Genomic DNA, 14,805 nt, shown 5'->3' on the forward strand with positions numbered 1-14,805 from the left:
AAGCCGCTGGAGTTGTTCGAGCTGCCCGCCTGGGCGTTCACCGGCCGGCGGCCGCGCTCGCCAGCCGGTCCAGCGCGGCGGCGATCCACGGAGGCCGTCCGGGTTCGTCCGCGGCCAGCGCGGCGCGCCGGGCCTTCGGGAGCGGCCCCGCCTCCCCGACGATCGAACGCGGTGAGCAGACGGACGGTCCTTCCGCGCGCACGGTGCGCCTGTCGGTCAGTCAGCGAGCATGCCGACGCGTAGGCGCGAGACGATCTGGTTCAGCAAACGGGAGACGTGCATCTGCGAGACGCCGATTCTCTCCGCGATCTGGGTTTGCGTGAACTCGTCCACGAAGCGCAGCTTCAGAATCTCGCGGTCCCGGTCAGGAAGGGCGGCGAGCAGCGGCTTGAGCGCCTCGTGATTGTCGACTCCCTCGAACCGCCGGTCGAGGCCGCCGAGGTTGTCGCCCACCGTCGTCCCCGAGCCGTCAGCGCTCAGCGGCGCGTCGAGCGACGAGGCGTTGTAGGCCTCACCGGCCCGGAGAGCGGCGAGGACCTCCTCGCGCGGCGCCATCACATGGGTGGCCAGTTCGCTCGCGGTCGGGCTCCGCCCGGTGCGCTGCGAGAGTTCCGCGACGGCGGACTGGATTCTGGCGCGGAGCTCCTGCAACCCACGCGGCACCTTGACGTCCCATCCCTGGTCCCGGAAGTGCCGACGAAGGGATCCGGTGATGGTGGGGACCGCGAAGCTGAGGAATTCCGAGCCGCGGCCGGGATCGAAGCGGTGGATCGACTGCAGCAACCCGACCCGGGCGACCTGGAGCAGATCCTCGCGGGGTTGGCCCCGATTGGCGTAGCGGGTGGCGAGGTTACGGGCCAGCGGTAGGTGGATCAGCGTCAGTTCTTTGATCAGCGCGTGCCGACGAGCCTCGTCGGAATCGCACGCCGCCAGTTGGCGAAACAGCGGAGCCACGGTTTCGTAGCGGCTGTAGTCCGGTTCGTCCGGACCGGACAGCACGGGATCGGTTGTCGGTGCCGTGCAGGTCGAGGTGACCAATGCGGTGACTCCCATACGGACGGTGTCCCATGGCCGCTGCCTGACCGCCGGAACGGGGTCGGCTGCTCGTCGCCGGACCCCGATCGGCTGATCCCCTCTCAGCCGCCACCTATGCCGAACCGACGGAAAAACTTCGACCGGGCGAGGAGAGCACCATGTGGGGCGCGCCGGCGGTCGAGCGCCCCGCCCGGTACATCGACGTGTTCACGCTCGACGCCGCCGAAGCTCTCCGCCGCGCAGAGCGACGCGCTTCATCATGTGGCCGGCACCTCCAGGTTTGAGGCCGGTCTCGCGGGGGAAACGGCCCGCACCCGCTGCCGGTCCACACTGGAAGGCCTCGCCACGATGACGACCGCGCCCACCCGGCCCACACCCACCCAGGCCTTCCCGGTCAACCGACAGCGCCGCGGGAGCTTCCTCGCGAGCGTGTTACGCACGACCGACGCCAAGCAGATCGGGATGCTCTACATCGCCAGCTCGCTCGGCTTCTTCGCCGTCGGCGGCGTGATGGCCCTGATCATGCGGGGTGAGCTGGCCCGCCCCGGCCTGCAGTTCCTCTCCAACGAGCAGTACAACCAGCTCGTCACGATGCACGGCACGATCATGATGCTGCTGTTCGCCACCCCGATCGTGTTCGGCTTCGCGAACTTCCTGATCCCGCTCATGATCGGCGCGCCCGACGTCGCCTTCCCCCGCCTGAACGCGCTGGCGTACTGGCTCTACCTGCTCGGTGGGCTGGTGGTGATCTCCGGCCTGCTCACCCCGAGCGGGTATCCGGACTTCGGCTGGTTCGCCACCGTGCCGCTGAGCAACTACCAGAACTCACCCGGCGCGGGGGCCGACCTCTGGATCGTCGGCCTGGCGCTCACCGGGCTCGGCACGATCCTCGGCTCGGTGAACGTCGTGACGACGATCCTGACGATGCGCGCGCCCGGGATGACGATGTGGCGGCTCCCGATCTTCGCCTGGACGATGCTCGTCACCACCGTGCTGGTGCTGGTGGCGTTCCCGATCTTCACCGCCGCGCTGTTCGGCCTGCTCGCCGACCGGCACCTCGACGCCCACGTCTACGACTCCTCCACCGGAGGGCCGATCCTGTGGCTGCACCTGTTCTGGTTCTTCGGCCATCCCGAGGTCTACATCGTGGCGCTGCCGTTCTTCGGCATCATCACCGAGATCATCCCGGTCTTCTCCCGCAAACCGGTCTTCGGCTACAAGGGGTTCGTCGGCGCGTCGATCGCCATCTGCGCGCTGTCGATGACGGTGTGGGCGCACCACATGTTCGCCACCGGCGCGGTACTGCTGCCGTTCTTCAGCTTCCTCTCGTATCTGATCGCGATCCCGACCGGGCTGAAGTTCTTCAACTGGATCGGCACCATGTGGCGCGGACAGCTCACGTTCGAGTCGCCGATGCTGTTCGCGATCGGATTCCTGGTGACGTTCCTGTTCGGCGGACTCACCGGGGTGCTGCTGGCGAGTCCGCCGGTCGACTTCCACGTCCACGATTCGTATTTCGTCGTGGGGCACTTCCACTACGTCCTGTTCGGCACGATCGTGTTCGCGGCGTTCGGCGGAATCTACTTCTGGTTCCCGAAGGCCACCGGCCGGATGCTGAACGAGCGGCTGGCCAAGTGGCATTTCTGGCTGACGTTCGTCGGCTTCCACACGACGTTCCTGGTGCACCACTGGCTGGGAAACCAGGGCATGCCGCGCCGGTACGCCGACTACCTGGTGGCGGACGACTTCACGCTCATGCACACGATCTCCAGCGTCGGCGCGTTCCTGCTCGGCATCTCCTTCCTGCCGTTCCTGTGGAACATCTGGATCTCCTACCGGCTCGGCCGCACGGTGGAGGTCGAGGACCCCTGGGGGTTCGGCAACTCGCTGGAATGGGCCACCTCCTGTCCCCCGCCACGGCACAACTTCGTCGCGCTCCCCCGGATCCGTTCCGAGCGGCCGGCTTTCGACGCGCACTACGGCAAGCTGACCTCCGATCGACAGCGGGAGGTCGGCGAGGAGACCGCCTACCGGTCCGGGCCGGACACGATCGGCATCACGCTCGACCAGGCGGCCGAACGCAAACGCACCGAAGGCGACCCGCCGAGCACCGACGAGCGGGGCGGGGCCGCCGAATAGGCCACCGGTGAAGACGGGGGTGGAGCTCAGGCGTCCCGGCGGAGGAGGACCGCGCCGCCGACGGCCAGCAGGCCGGCGACCCAGAGGCTCAGGACGACCGCACCGGCCGACGGGGACAGCAGGTGGATCGGCCCGCTGTCCCGACTCTCGGTGTACAGCGCCTGGGCCGCGGCCGTGATCGTCGCCGCGCTGCTGGCGCGGGGCTCGCCGCCGCCGTGGCGTGGGTTCGGCGGGTGGACGCTCGTCGTCCAGTGCGCTCTCGCCGCGGCGATGCTGTTCCGGCGGCGCGCACCGAGCGGGCCGAGCGGGCCGAGCGGGAGCGTCACCTGCTGGCCGAACAGGCCCGGGCGGAGGAGCGGTCGGCGCTGGCCGCCGAGATCCACGACCTGGTCACGCACCGGGTGAGCCTGATGGTGCTGCAGGCCGGGGCGCTGCGGGTCAGCGCCGAGCAGCCGCAAACCCAGGCCGCCGCCGACGCGATCCGGGAGACCGGCGCGCAGGCGCTGACCGAGTTGCGTGAGGTGATCGGGCTGCTGCGCGAGCCGCCGGCCACGCTGCTCGCCGCGGCCGAGGTCGGTGAGGCGCCACCCGGCCGGCTGTCCGCGTTGGTGACCGAGTCCGGCGTGCGTGCCGTGCTGGTCGAGGACGGCGATCCGGGCCGGGTTCCGGCGGTGGTGGGGCGGGCCGCGTACCGGGTCGTCCAGGAAGGGCTGACGAACGTCCGCAAGCACGCGCCCGGCGCCGCGGCGACCGTGACGCTCGGCTACGGCCCGGACGGCGTCCGGGTGAGCGTCCGCAACGGACCGGCCGCGTCGACGCCGGATCCGGCCCTGGTGGGGTCGGGCACCGGGCTGCTCGGCCTCCGCGAGCGCGTCGAACTGCTGGGGGGTTCGCTGGACTCCGGGCCGTGCGACGGCGGCGGATTCCTGCTCGAGGCCCGGTTACCGGCATGATCCGGGTGCTGGTGGTGGACGACGAGCCGATGGTCTGCGGGCATCTGCGGACGATCCTCGACTCGGCGCCGGACCTCGAGGTCGTCGACCAGGCCCACGACGGCGCGGCCGCGGTCGAGGCGGTGATCCGGCACCGCCCCGACGTCGTGCTGATGGACCTGCGGATGCCCGGCGTGGACGGCCTGGTGGCGATCGAACGGCTCGGCCGCCTGGCGTCGCCGCCGGTGATCGTCGTCCTGACGACGTTCGACGCCGACCACTACGTGACCCGCGCCCTGCGCGCCGGCGCGGCCGGGTTCCTGGTCAAGTCGACGCCGCCGGAGGATCTGATCGGGCTGGTGCGCGTGGCCGCCGACGGCCACACGGTGCTCTCCCCGGTGGCGACCCGGCGGCTGCTCGACGGGGCCGGCGAGCGGGAACGCACCCGAGCGGTCGTCGACGGGCTCACCGAGCGGGAGACGCAGGTGCTGGCGTGCCTCGGGAGCGGGATGTCCAACGCGCAGATCGGCGCGCACCTGTTCCTGGCCGAGGCCACCGTGAAGGGCTACGTCTCCCGCCTGATGCTCAAGCTGGCCTGCGCCAACCGCACCCAGGCCGGCCTACTGGCCCAGCAGCTGGGGTGCACGGCCCGCCCGGAACAGCGCTGACGGCGGTGGACGTCGGGCCGGGTCGTCGAGTGACGCGGCGGTGTCGGGGGCGGCCGGACCAGGCCGTCGCGCCCCGGACGGCACGAACCTGGCGCTCGTCGGCCTCGGTCCGAGGCGCGCCGGCGCGGGTACCGACGATCGGCGGCACCCGCGCCCGCGTCGGTCAGCCGGACGGGTTGCTGTTGACGGAGGTCGTCTCGATCTTGTCGAGCTTCCGGATCTCGATCTTGCCGAGCTTGCTCGGCTCGACCGTCTCGACCTTGTTCGTCTCGGTCTTCTTCATGGCCGTTCACCTCCCTCCGATGCCGGAGCCGCGGAGACGGCTCATTCCTCGGCGGACCTGGGACCCGTGTGTCCGCCACCAGGCGCGGGTCCACAGGACGAAGAAGAGGACGGTGGTGACGGCCACCGCGCCCGCGTCGAGGAGCTGGGTGCTGGTCCCCCCGGTCAGCGCCGTGTCGACGGCCGAGGTGAACAGGGCGATCGCCACCGGCAGCGTCACCAGGATCTCGACGGCGAGGCAGACGATCGTGCCCACCACCAGCACCACGGTGTACCACCGGACGGCGGTGCGCTCCCGGCCGGACAGCCGGCGGCTCGGGTCGTCCGCCGCGGTCCGCCGGCGCACCACGCGCCCGGCCAGGTAGCGGGCGTAGGCGGAGCCGTCGGCGTACAGGTTCGCGCACCCGGCCGCGTCCTGGAGGACGAAGTAGAGATCGGTGCGCATGAACACCAGGAACTGGGCCGGGATCAGGCTGACCGACAACAACGCCACCGCGGCGAGCACCTCACCGGGACGCCCGGCGACGCCGGCCGCGCGGACCAGCACGGCGATGGCGGCGACGACCAGGTTCGCGACGATGCCGGCCAGGTAGACGCTGAAGCGGGCCCGGCGCGGCGCGGCCCACACCCCGCTGACGTCGGTCTGCGCCGCCAGGAACTGCAACCGGGTACCCAGGCTCATCCGTCCGGGTGCGCCGGCCGCGCGGGCGACGAACAGGTGCGCGAGTTCGTGGAGCAGGATCAACGTCCAGACGATGGCCAGGTTGCCGAGCAGCACCGCGAAGCCGAGCTCGCTCCAGAGCAGGTCGTGCGGCTCGGGCACCAGACCGGGATCGAACGCGAGCGCGGCCAGCGCCACCAGCACCACGAGAGCGCAGGCCAGCGCCGCCGCCGGGTGCAGCAGCCACCGGACGTGCTCCGGGCGCAGCCGGGCGAGCATCGACCGGGGAACCGGGCCCGAGTTCACGTCGGTGCCGTCGACCTCGGCGACGAACCCGATCTCGACCAGCGACGACACGAAGTCGACGACGTCCACCTCGTCGCCGGTCTCGTCGTGGAGACGGGTCTGGACCTCGGCGACCGTGTGGTCCGGGAGGAGCGTGAGCGCGCGGCGCCCGACCGGCGGGATCGCGATGAAGTCCCCGGTCTCGACCCGCCCGACGATCCACGATCCGTCGTCCTCGCGCAGGTGGAGGTGGTGCAGCCGGACCCGCGACGCGCTGCTCACCACCGTCGGCGCGCTCATCCCCCGGCCCCGTTCCGGGCGCCGTCGGGAGTCCCACAGGCGGGACAGTCCGGCCGCCGCGGATCGTCCCGGACGAACGTCGCCTCCGGCGCGAGCAGGTTCAGCGCGTCGATCCGGCCGGCGGGGAGCGAGGGGACGCCCGTGATCAGCGCGATCGCGTGGTGGGCCGCGAGATACCCGGAGATGCCCGCGGTGGGGGCGGCGACCGCGTCGGCCACGGCCTCGTTCCGCGGCTCGGCGTCCCGGAGGTTCACGTCGATCTCGCGGTAGTGGTCGGTGTCGACGGTCCGGATGCACTCCCAGCACGCACCGACGCCGGGTACGTACCGACCCACCTGCACCATCGGACCGTGGTAGCCGGCGTCCACCCAGGGCGTGCCGGTGGCCAGACAGGCGCGGTTCGTCCACCGGCGCAGAGCCGTCGGACGATCGGCCGAGAGCACCAGCACGTCGCAGTCCGCGACGAGCCGCTCGACGTCGGCCGTGCCGGTGACACGCTCCGGGAACGTGACCACGTCGACGGCCGAGTTCAGCTGAGCGAGCCGGTCGGCCGCCGCCTCCACCTTGGGACGGCCGATGTCCGCCTCGCCGTAGAGCACCTGGCGGTTGAGGTTCGACAGCTCCACGACGTCCGGATCGACGCAGTTGAGCCGGGCCACTCCGCTGGCGGCCAGCGCCATGGCCGCCGTGCCACCGGTTCCGCCCAGACCGATCAGCGTGATCCGGGCCCGGCTCAGCGCCACCTGCGGTTCCCAGCTACGCACCCGGGACGTGGTGTCCAGCCAGCGGAAATAGGCGCGGCTGCGGGAGTAGCGGTCCTTGTCGAGCGCGGTCAGCTCGGGCGGGTCGGGTGCGCCGAGGTCCTCCACGTACCCGGAGCCGACGAAGGTGCCGAGCCCGGCCCGCACCGACTCCTCGGACTCGGTGGGGTGAGCCGCCCGGACCCGGCTGACGATCTGCTCGACGTTCCGGTTGCCGTCCATGCTCTCCAGCAGCGTCCACACCGCGCCGGTCGGGTCGTCCACCTCGGCCGCGACACCGTAGATGTGACCGCCGAGCCGGATCCGGCCGTCGGAGATGCGATTCGCCGAGAGCTCCGGCTTGATGCGTGGACGCTGCATGGCTCCCCCGTGGAGTCCGGCAACCCAACGCCACCATCCTCAATGGAGGGATATTTCGTTGTCAATCTACTTCGGACTGATTGGTACGGATGTGAACCATTGGGGTCAGTTGCGGGCTTCGATGGTTTCGGTTGGACGACCAGGCCTGCCCCTACCGCGCGATCTCGGCCAGGGCGGCGGGTCACCGTTCCGGGCGACGTCGAGGAAAGCGTCGATCAACCGCGCCTGGTCCCGAGTGGGCCCGCCGGTCTTCGCTCCGGAGCGGGCCGTCACACGGCGGCGTAGACGTCCTGACCGCCGACGACCGACAGCAACCGCATCTTCTCGTGGCTCTCGGTGCCCGGAGCCGCCGTGTACACGACCAGCTGCTGGGACTGGTCGGGATCGATCAGTCGCTGGCAGTGCAGCTCGAGCCGGCCGACCCGTGGATGGCTCAGGCGTACCGGGCCACAGTACGGTCCGGCGACCGGGTGTTCCTGCCACAGGTCGGCGAACTCCGGACTCTCCTCCAGCAGGGACCGCACCACCGCACCGACGCGTGACTCGGCGCCGTCGCGGGTGTAGGACGCCAGCAGATCCGCCACGATGAGCCGGCTCTGCGCCGCCCGGTCCTCCGGAACGTACAGCCGACGGGACGCCAGGTCGGTGAACCACCGGTAGTGCAGGCTCCGCGAGCGACCGGTGTACACGCTTTCGTCGCCCACCAGCGCCGCGGACAGGTCGGTCTGCATCAGGGTCTCCCCCAGCTGCGTGACGACCTGCACCGCGGCGTCCGGCAAGGCGTCGAAGATGCGCATCATGCCGGCCTGGACCACGTCGGCGTCCCTCGATCGGGGCGGCGCCGGATGGCCGGCGAGTCGGTAGAGGTGGTCTCGCTCGTCGAGCGTGAGACCCAGCGTCCGGGACAGCGCGCCGAGGACCGAGACCGACGGCTGCGGACCGCGTGGTTGCTCGAGCCGCGTGTAGTAGTCGACCGAGATGTCGCTCAGCCGCGCGACCTCCTCCCGGCGCAGGCCCCGGGTCCGGCGGCGCCGAGCCCCGCGGGGCAGGCCGACCTCCTCCGGTTGCCGGGCGCCGCGGCGGGTCCGCAGATAGTCGGCGAAGCGTGCACGATCCACCAGGTGCTCCTCTCAGAGTGTGGCGAACTCGAGGCCCGTGGCCTCGACGGAGCGGTTCCAGAGCTCGGCGGCCTCGGCCGAGTCCCGGGCCGAGCGGTAGATCGCGAGCTCGGTCGGCGCCCCGGTGAACTGGCCCAGGCCGTCCGGCCCGAACAGGCGACCACCGCGGGCCCCGGGATCCGTCGCCGCGTGGAGGACGGGACGGATGCCCTGCTCCACCCCGTGCACCAGGACGCCCCAGCGGGCCAGGCGAGTCATCACCGCGGCGTGGGGAGCGGGCTTCGTGCGTCCCAGGTTCGGTCCGGCTGCGTACAACCCGGTCAGCGTGGTGCCCGGATGCGCCGCGTTGCTGACGATGCCCCAGCCGGCGTCCCGGCTGCGCCGATCGAGCTCGAGCGCGAACAGGAGATTGGCCAGCTTCGACTGCCCGTACGCGCGAATCGGCGAGTACGCGCGCGTGCTCTGCAGGTCCGCCCAGTTGATCTTCGCCTGGCGGGCGGCGCTGCTGGTGACGGTCGTGACCCGGGCCCGGCCGGCGCTGAGCAACGGCAGAAGACGAGCGGTGAGAGCGACGTGCCCCAGGTGGTTCGTGCCGAACTGGAGCTCGAAGCCGTCCGCCGTGACGTGGCGGGTAGCCGGCGTCATCACGCCCGCGTTGTTGATCAGCAGGTTGATCGGCCGCCCCTCGGCGCGCAGTTCGTCGGTCGCCGCCGTCACCGAGGCCAACGACGCGAGATCGACCACACGCAGCGCGACGTGGGCCCCCGGAACGTCGGACCGGATCCGGCTGAGCGCGGCCTCACCCCGGCCGGAGTCGCGCGCGGCGAGGATCACGTCGGCGCCCCGGGAGGCCAGCCGAGAGGCGAGAACGAGGCCCAGGCCGCCGCTCGCGCCGGTCACCAGCGCGCGCCGTCCGGCCAGGTCCCCTGAGTTGAACACATCGTTCACAACGCACCTCGATCGGAGAGATTTCCTCCACCGTGACGCGGTCCGCGACGGGCAACCATGCTCCGCCATGGCATGGCTGCGCCTTGCCGTCAGATAATCGATTATCTGGAGTAGTATCGATTACATGGCGAACATTTTCATCACCGGCGCGACCGACGGGCTGGGCCGCGCGGTCGCGCACCACCTGGCCCGGCAGGGCCACGACCTGATCCTGCACGGCCGGAACCGGGCCCGTCTCGACGAGGTCGCCGCCGAGGTCGGCCGGTCACCGATCACGGTCCTGGCCGACCTCGCCGAGCTGAGTCAGGTACACAGGCTGGCCGCCGAGGTATCGGCGGCGACCGACCGGCTCGACGTCTTCATCAGCAACGCCGGCATCGGGTCGCCCGACGCGCAGCGCCAGGTGAGCGCGGACGGCCACGAGTTGCACTTCGCGGTCAACCACCTGGCCGGCTTCCTGCTCGCCCGGGAGCTGTTGCCGCTGCTGCGCCGATCGGCGCCGGCGCGGATCCTATTCGTGGCCTCGCTCAGCCAGTCGCCGGTGGACTTCGACGACCCGATGATCGAGCGCGGATACACCGGCCTGCGCGCCTACGGCCAATCGAAGCTGGCGCAGATCATGGCCGGCTTCGAACTGGCCGGCCGGGTCGACGCCACCGAGGTCACCGTGAACAGCCTGCACCCGGCCACCCTCATGCCGACCAAGATGGTGCCGGGCCACCGCTCGGTCGACCGCCTGGAAACCGGTGTCGCGGCGACCGTCCGGCTGGCCACCAGCGACGAGCTGACCCACGTGACCGGGAAGTTCTACGACCGGCAACGCGAGACACGCGCCGATCCCCAGGCCTACGACCACGACGCTCGCGCCCGCCTGTGGAAGCTCAGCGAGGAGTTGACGTCGCCTCGGTGGTGACGCGCCGCTACTCGGGTGCGTCCCAGGCCGACCCGACCGCGAGGATCACGACCTCACGCCGACATCGGCGTTCTCCGTTCGGGGTGGCCTGCGGTCCGCACCGACCGCGACAGCGACGACGGTGCAGGGCTCGGTGCCGTAGTTGCGCCACACGTGCCGGGTGCCGTTCTGGACGACCACGTCGCCGGGCCGCAACACGGCCCGCTCGCCGTCGTCGAGTTCCAGCGTGGCTTCGCCCCGCACGACCAGCAGGTAGTCCATCGTGTCGGTGACGTGCATCCCGGAACCGTCGGGCTCCATCGACGCCAACACGCCGGGCATCTGCCGCTCCAGCTCAGCGGTAGCCGCGGCGGTGTCCACGCCCGGCGGTGGCGCCAGCCCTTCCGGACCGTGCGTGATGATCAGAAACCGCGACCCCTCCCGCGGAGGGAACCACGTCTCGACGTCACTGGGCGACCCGTCGTCCGGGAACGCGGGCGGCTCATCTCGCCCCCACAGCTGGTAGGCGACGAAGCCCGGCATCAGCGCCGAGGTGATCGCCTCCACGTTCCGGTCGTCGACCACCCGGGACCGGCCCGCACTGTCGTGCCCGGTGACGACCCGGCGAACTGTTCTGGGATCGGTCACGATTCTCACTCCTTGATGAGTCTTAGTCTCATCACCGTACATCGCGATGAGACCGAGTCGCATCGCACCGCTAGAGTGGGGGCATGGCCCGCTGGCAACCGGACGCGCACGCACGGCTGGAAGAAGCCGCCCTCGAGTTGTTCACTGAGCGCGGGTTCGAGGCGGTGTCGACGGCCGAGATCGCCGGCCGCGCCGGACTGACCAAGGCGACGTTCTTCCGTCACTTCCCCGACAAGCCCGAGGTGCTGTTCTGGGGCCAGGACCTGATCGCCACCACGTTCCGGCACGCCATCGCGGACGGCCCGGCCAGCGCCTCGCCGCTCGAACTCGTGCGCGTCGCGATCCTCGCCGTCGCCCCCGTCTTCGACGCCGACCGTCACCGCCACGCCGCGACCCGTCAACGCCTGATCACGTCCTCGGCGACCCTGCACGAGCGCGCCGTACTCAAGCGCGCCGCGCTGGCCCGGACGATCACCGACGCGCTGCAGGATCGCGACGTCGCCGCCGAAACGGCCGAACTGGCCGGCCTGGCCGGCGCCGCGGCGTTCGGCGCGGCCTACGAACACTGGGCCGCGAGCCCGACCTGTCGCGACTTCGCCGACCTCGGCCGCCGCGAACTCGACCGCATCCCCCGCGCCGCAGCCAGCCTGGCCCGGTAGCTCGGCGAACGCGATCGGAAGAAGGGTGCCGGTGGTGGCGGCGTGGTCTCTTCTAAGGTGTCGCGGGTGAGCGACGTACAGGCCTTACTGGCGGACGGATCCTGGCGGCTGGACGACACCGGCGCGGCGGTGTTCCGGCTGGCGCCCGACTCGGCGGCCCGCCGGCGGGAGCTGGTGGAGCAGCTGGGTGCCGACCCGAGCGATGCCGAACAGTGGGAATCGGTGCTGATCGAGGCGCTGCTCACCGATCCGGCGACGGCCGGACTACGGGAGTTGGAGCTGCACCTCACCGACTACCATCACTCGGCCCGACGGGCGGCCGAGGCCATCGCGACCGTCCCCCGCGACCGCCTCACGTCGCTGACCTTCGGGCACGACTTCACCTACCTCTACGCTCCGGCCACCACCTCGACCGGCGCGAAGTTCGACCCCCTGGACCGGCTGCACGAGGGCTTCGTGCACGACTCGCGCAACGGCCTGTGGGAGGCGCTTCCCGCCCTGCGGACGCTGACGGTCGGCGGTGCACTGCTGTTCGACGACATCCGCAGCGACACGCTGACCTCGCTGACGGTGCGCGGCGTTCCGCTCTCGGACGGATCCCTCGTCCCGACCGCCGCGCCGGCGCTGGAGTCGCTGCGGTTGGACGTCCCGACGGACGTCTTCGGCGTGGCCTGCCCCGTACTCCAGTTGGAAGAACTCACCCCGAGCCGCTTCCCCCGGCTGCGCCGGCTCGACCTGAGCCGCTGCGACTTCGACACCAGCGACGGCGAGGTCGACGAGATCCTTCGGGCCACCGGAATGGCGGGTCAGCTGACCGCCCTGGCCCTCCCCGGCGACCCGGCGCTCCGCTGATCGCGGACCGGGCGGCGGATCCGGAGCACGCGGGGGACGACGACGGTCAGGGCGAGCGCGATCACGACCAGGCCGTAGCCGACCGCGGTCTCGCGCAGACCGACCCGCGGGACGAGCACACCGGCGATCACCGCGGGCACGCTGAACCCCAGGTACGACACCGTGTAGATCGCGCCGAACAGGCCACCGCGCTCGGCCGGTGCCGCCAGCGGCGCCAGGGACCGCAGCGCGCCCAGGAAGCCGGAGCCGAAGCCCAGCCCGGCCACCGCGGACCCGGCGAAGAACCCGACCGTCGACCCGTCGACCAGCGCGATCAGCGAGCCGACGGTGCCGATCGCGAGGAGCGCGGCGCCGACCGTCATCACCCGCGCGGGCGCACGGTCACTGGCGACGACGCCCGCGACCGCGCCCGCGCCCGCGAGGACCGAGACGACGAGCCCGGCGACGACGTGGTTCTCCACACCGAGGACGCCTGACGTCAGCGAGGCGCCGAGTGAGAGGTAGAGGCCACCCATCGCCCAGGTCGCGAGCAGCACCGGCGAGGTCGCGAGGAACGTCGCCCTGGCCTCGCGCGGCACACCGAGCCGCGGACGGAGGGCGCCGAGCGCTCCCCGGCGCCGTTCGATCGTCTCCGGAAGCGCGACCACGAGGACCGTCAGCAGGAGGAACGCGATCGTCAGGCCGGCGAACACCACGGTCTCCGGCGCGGACACGTACTGCACCAGCAACCCGGAGGCCAGCGCGCCGAACGCCAACCCGGTCAGCGGCGCCGCGCTGTTCAGGATCGCGCCGAGCCGGGCCCGACCCGGTGGTAGCAGGTCGACGAGCGCGGCGCTGATCGTCCCGGTGGCGGCGCCGGTGGCCAGACCCTGGATCACGCGCGCGAGCAGCAGGCCGCCGAGCCCGTCGGCGGAGAGGAACACCGCCATCCCGACCGCTTCGACCACCAGGCTCGCCAGCAGCACCGGCCGGCGCCCGAGGTGGTCGGAGAGCCGCCCGACGGTGACCAGTGCGGCCAGCAGCGCCACCACGTAGACGGCGAAGACCACCGTCAGCATGAGCGTCGAGAAGTGCCATCGGGCCTGGTAGACGACGTACAACGGCGACGGGGCGCTGGCGGCGACCATGATCATGAACAGAGTCGCGGCGACCAGCCAGAAGCCCAGCGTGTGCCGTGTCGAACGCATGGTCCCTCCAATAGTTCCACTTTTCTCGAACGGATCGAACCGTACGCCGCGCTCGGTCACTGTTCAAGTATTCTGGAACCATGCCCGAGTCCACGCGTGAGCTGACGCACCCAGAGCCGGCCGACTTCGTCCTCACCGACGTGCTGTTCGCGTTGAGCGATCCGTCGCGGCTGGCGATCGTCCGGCAGCTCGCCGACGGGCCGGTGGAGACCGTGGGCTGCCAGACGCTCGGCGGGGAGATCCCGAAGTCCACGCGCTCGCACTACCTCAAGACGCTGCGCGAGGCCGGCATCATCCGGAACATCGCGCACGGCCGGGAACGCCTGGTCAGCCTGCGCACCGACGAGCTGGAAGCACGCTTCCCGGGCCTGCTCGCCTCCGTCCTCGCGGCCACCGGGAGCGACCCGTCGCCCGCCGACCCGACCCCGCTGTCCGCGATCGGATAGGGCGAGAGAAGGCGCCGCGGCCGATCGGGCACGATGGGTTCGTGGAGCTCACCGCGACGGACCCGTCTGATGCGGCACCCCTGGAGACCCCGCGATTGTGGTTGCGTCGCTGGCGGGACGACGACGTGGACGCGTTGGCGGCGATCAACGCCGACCCGGAGGTGATGCGCTACATCCACGACGGCCGCCCCCTGGACCGAGCCGCGACCGCGGAACGTCTGGCCGGCTATCGGCGTCAGTGGGAGGAGCGCGGGTACGGGCTCTACGCGGTGGAGAGCAAGAGAACCGGCGAGCTGGCCGGTTTCACCGGGTTGGCGGTACCGACGTTCCTGCCCGAGATCATGCCGGCCGTCGAGATCGGCTGGCGGCTCGGTCGCGAGTACTGGGGTCAGGGCCTGGCCACCGAGGCGGCGCGAGCGGTGGTGGCCCGGACGCGTGCGGTCTCGGCACTGCGGCGACTGGTGAGTGTCCACGTCGTCGGCAACGAGGCGTCCGCGCGGGTGATGGTCAAGCTCGGCATGGCGTGGGAGCGCGAGACCGTGCAGCCCGACACCGGCCGCCGGGTCCGCGTCTACACGATGCAGTGGTGACGAGGCGGAGGTGTTCACGCGCCGCGCCCCCTGGTGATCGCG

The 14,805-nt window shown here is 71.3% G+C and carries 17 protein-coding genes; 8 read left to right on the forward strand and 9 right to left on the reverse strand.

Annotated elements, in window-relative coordinates:
- Window positions 1–37 precede the first annotated feature (37 nt).
- Window positions 38–202, reverse strand: coding sequence for a hypothetical protein (locus ABD437_RS36600; RefSeq protein ID WP_344653548.1), 165 nt, complete (start codon window positions 200–202; stop codon window positions 38–40).
- A gap of 14 nt (window positions 203–216) precedes the next feature.
- Window positions 217–1,053, reverse strand: coding sequence for a SigB/SigF/SigG family RNA polymerase sigma factor (locus ABD437_RS36605; protein ID WP_344653549.1), 837 nt, complete (start codon window positions 1,051–1,053; stop codon window positions 217–219).
- Window positions 1,054–1,383: 330 nt separating this feature from the next.
- Here ABD437_RS36605 and ctaD point away from each other — a divergent pair, with 330 nt between their 5' ends.
- Window positions 1,384–3,174, forward strand: a complete 1,791-nt coding sequence (gene ctaD / locus ABD437_RS36610; RefSeq protein ID WP_344653550.1) for an aa3-type cytochrome oxidase subunit I — start codon at window positions 1,384–1,386, stop codon at window positions 3,172–3,174.
- 26 nt (window positions 3,175–3,200) lie between these two features.
- On the opposite strand, the gene ABD437_RS36615 is transcribed toward ctaD, so the two are convergent.
- Window positions 3,201–3,572 carry a hypothetical protein gene (locus tag ABD437_RS36615; protein ID WP_344653551.1) on the reverse strand — a complete coding sequence of 124 codons (372 nt, stop codon included), beginning with the start codon at window positions 3,570–3,572 and terminating at the stop codon, window positions 3,201–3,203.
- 12 nt (window positions 3,573–3,584) lie between these two features.
- Between ABD437_RS36615 and ABD437_RS36620 the strand changes: the two genes are divergently transcribed.
- Together ABD437_RS36620 and ABD437_RS36625 are read left to right on the forward strand one after the other, a co-directional pair.
- Window positions 3,585–4,127, forward strand: a complete 543-nt coding sequence (locus tag ABD437_RS36620) for a sensor histidine kinase (protein ID WP_344653552.1) — start codon at window positions 3,585–3,587, stop codon at window positions 4,125–4,127.
- Window positions 4,124–4,774 carry a response regulator transcription factor gene (locus tag ABD437_RS36625; protein ID WP_344653553.1) on the forward strand — a complete coding sequence of 217 codons (651 nt, stop codon included), beginning with the start codon at window positions 4,124–4,126 and terminating at the stop codon, window positions 4,772–4,774. The genes ABD437_RS36620 and ABD437_RS36625 overlap by 4 nt, the downstream gene beginning before the upstream one ends.
- A 289-nt stretch (window positions 4,775–5,063) precedes the next feature.
- On the opposite strand, the gene ABD437_RS36630 is transcribed toward ABD437_RS36625, so the two are convergent.
- The 4 genes from ABD437_RS36630 to ABD437_RS36645 all read right to left on the reverse strand — a co-directional run bounded on the left by ABD437_RS36630 (window position 5,064) and on the right by ABD437_RS36645 (window position 9,480).
- Window positions 5,064–6,302: a M50 family metallopeptidase gene (locus ABD437_RS36630; RefSeq protein ID WP_344653554.1), complete on the reverse strand. Its 1,239-nt coding sequence runs from the start codon at window positions 6,300–6,302 to the stop codon at window positions 5,064–5,066.
- On the reverse strand, window positions 6,299–7,423 hold the full coding sequence (locus ABD437_RS36635) for a HesA/MoeB/ThiF family protein (protein WP_344653555.1): 1,125 nt from the start codon (window positions 7,421–7,423) through the stop codon (window positions 6,299–6,301). Before ABD437_RS36635 ends, ABD437_RS36630 begins: the two co-directional genes overlap by 4 nt.
- A gap of 269 nt (window positions 7,424–7,692) precedes the next feature.
- A complete protein-coding gene (locus ABD437_RS36640) occupies window positions 7,693–8,544 on the reverse strand; it encodes a helix-turn-helix transcriptional regulator (protein WP_344653712.1) in 852 nt (283 codons plus the stop codon).
- Between the two features lie 9 nt (window positions 8,545–8,553).
- Entirely contained in the window at window positions 8,554–9,480 is a 927-nt protein-coding gene (locus tag ABD437_RS36645) for an SDR family oxidoreductase (protein ID WP_344653713.1), read from the reverse strand.
- A 133-nt stretch (window positions 9,481–9,613) separates the two neighbouring features.
- On the opposite strand from ABD437_RS36645, the gene ABD437_RS36650 reads away from it, so the two are divergent.
- Window positions 9,614–10,402 carry an SDR family NAD(P)-dependent oxidoreductase gene (locus ABD437_RS36650; RefSeq protein WP_344653556.1) on the forward strand — a complete coding sequence of 263 codons (789 nt, stop codon included), beginning with the start codon at window positions 9,614–9,616 and terminating at the stop codon, window positions 10,400–10,402.
- 45 nt (window positions 10,403–10,447) lie between these two features.
- Here the strand turns inward: ABD437_RS36650 and ABD437_RS36655 are convergent, their stop codons facing one another.
- Entirely contained in the window at window positions 10,448–11,029 is a 582-nt protein-coding gene (locus ABD437_RS36655) for a cupin domain-containing protein (RefSeq protein ID WP_344653557.1), read from the reverse strand.
- Between the two features lie 83 nt (window positions 11,030–11,112).
- Here ABD437_RS36655 and ABD437_RS36660 point away from each other — a divergent pair, with 83 nt between their 5' ends.
- Both ABD437_RS36660 and ABD437_RS36665 read left to right on the forward strand, forming a co-directional pair.
- The gene (locus tag ABD437_RS36660; protein ID WP_344653558.1) at window positions 11,113–11,688 is read left to right on the forward strand and encodes a TetR family transcriptional regulator; all 576 of its coding nucleotides are present in this window, start codon (window positions 11,113–11,115) and stop codon (window positions 11,686–11,688) included.
- A gap of 66 nt (window positions 11,689–11,754) precedes the next feature.
- Window positions 11,755–12,540: a hypothetical protein gene (locus tag ABD437_RS36665; RefSeq protein ID WP_344653559.1), complete on the forward strand. Its 786-nt coding sequence runs from the start codon at window positions 11,755–11,757 to the stop codon at window positions 12,538–12,540.
- Here ABD437_RS36665 and ABD437_RS36670 read toward each other — a convergent pair.
- Complete coding sequence (locus ABD437_RS36670; protein ID WP_344653560.1) at window positions 12,495–13,727, reverse strand: MFS transporter; 1,233 nt, start codon at window positions 13,725–13,727, stop codon at window positions 12,495–12,497. The genes ABD437_RS36665 and ABD437_RS36670 overlap by 46 nt on opposite strands.
- Window positions 13,728–13,807: 80 nt before the next feature.
- Here ABD437_RS36670 and ABD437_RS36675 point away from each other — a divergent pair, with 80 nt between their 5' ends.
- Window positions 13,808–14,173: an ArsR/SmtB family transcription factor gene (locus tag ABD437_RS36675; protein WP_344653561.1), complete on the forward strand. Its 366-nt coding sequence runs from the start codon at window positions 13,808–13,810 to the stop codon at window positions 14,171–14,173.
- Window positions 14,174–14,214: 41 nt separating this feature from the next.
- Entirely contained in the window at window positions 14,215–14,763 is a 549-nt protein-coding gene (locus ABD437_RS36680; protein ID WP_344653562.1) for a GNAT family N-acetyltransferase, read from the forward strand.
- Window positions 14,764–14,805 lie beyond the last annotated feature (42 nt).

The organism is Cryptosporangium japonicum (genome assembly GCF_039524755.1).
Lineage (GTDB): Bacteria > Actinomycetota > Actinomycetes > Mycobacteriales > Cryptosporangiaceae > Cryptosporangium > Cryptosporangium japonicum.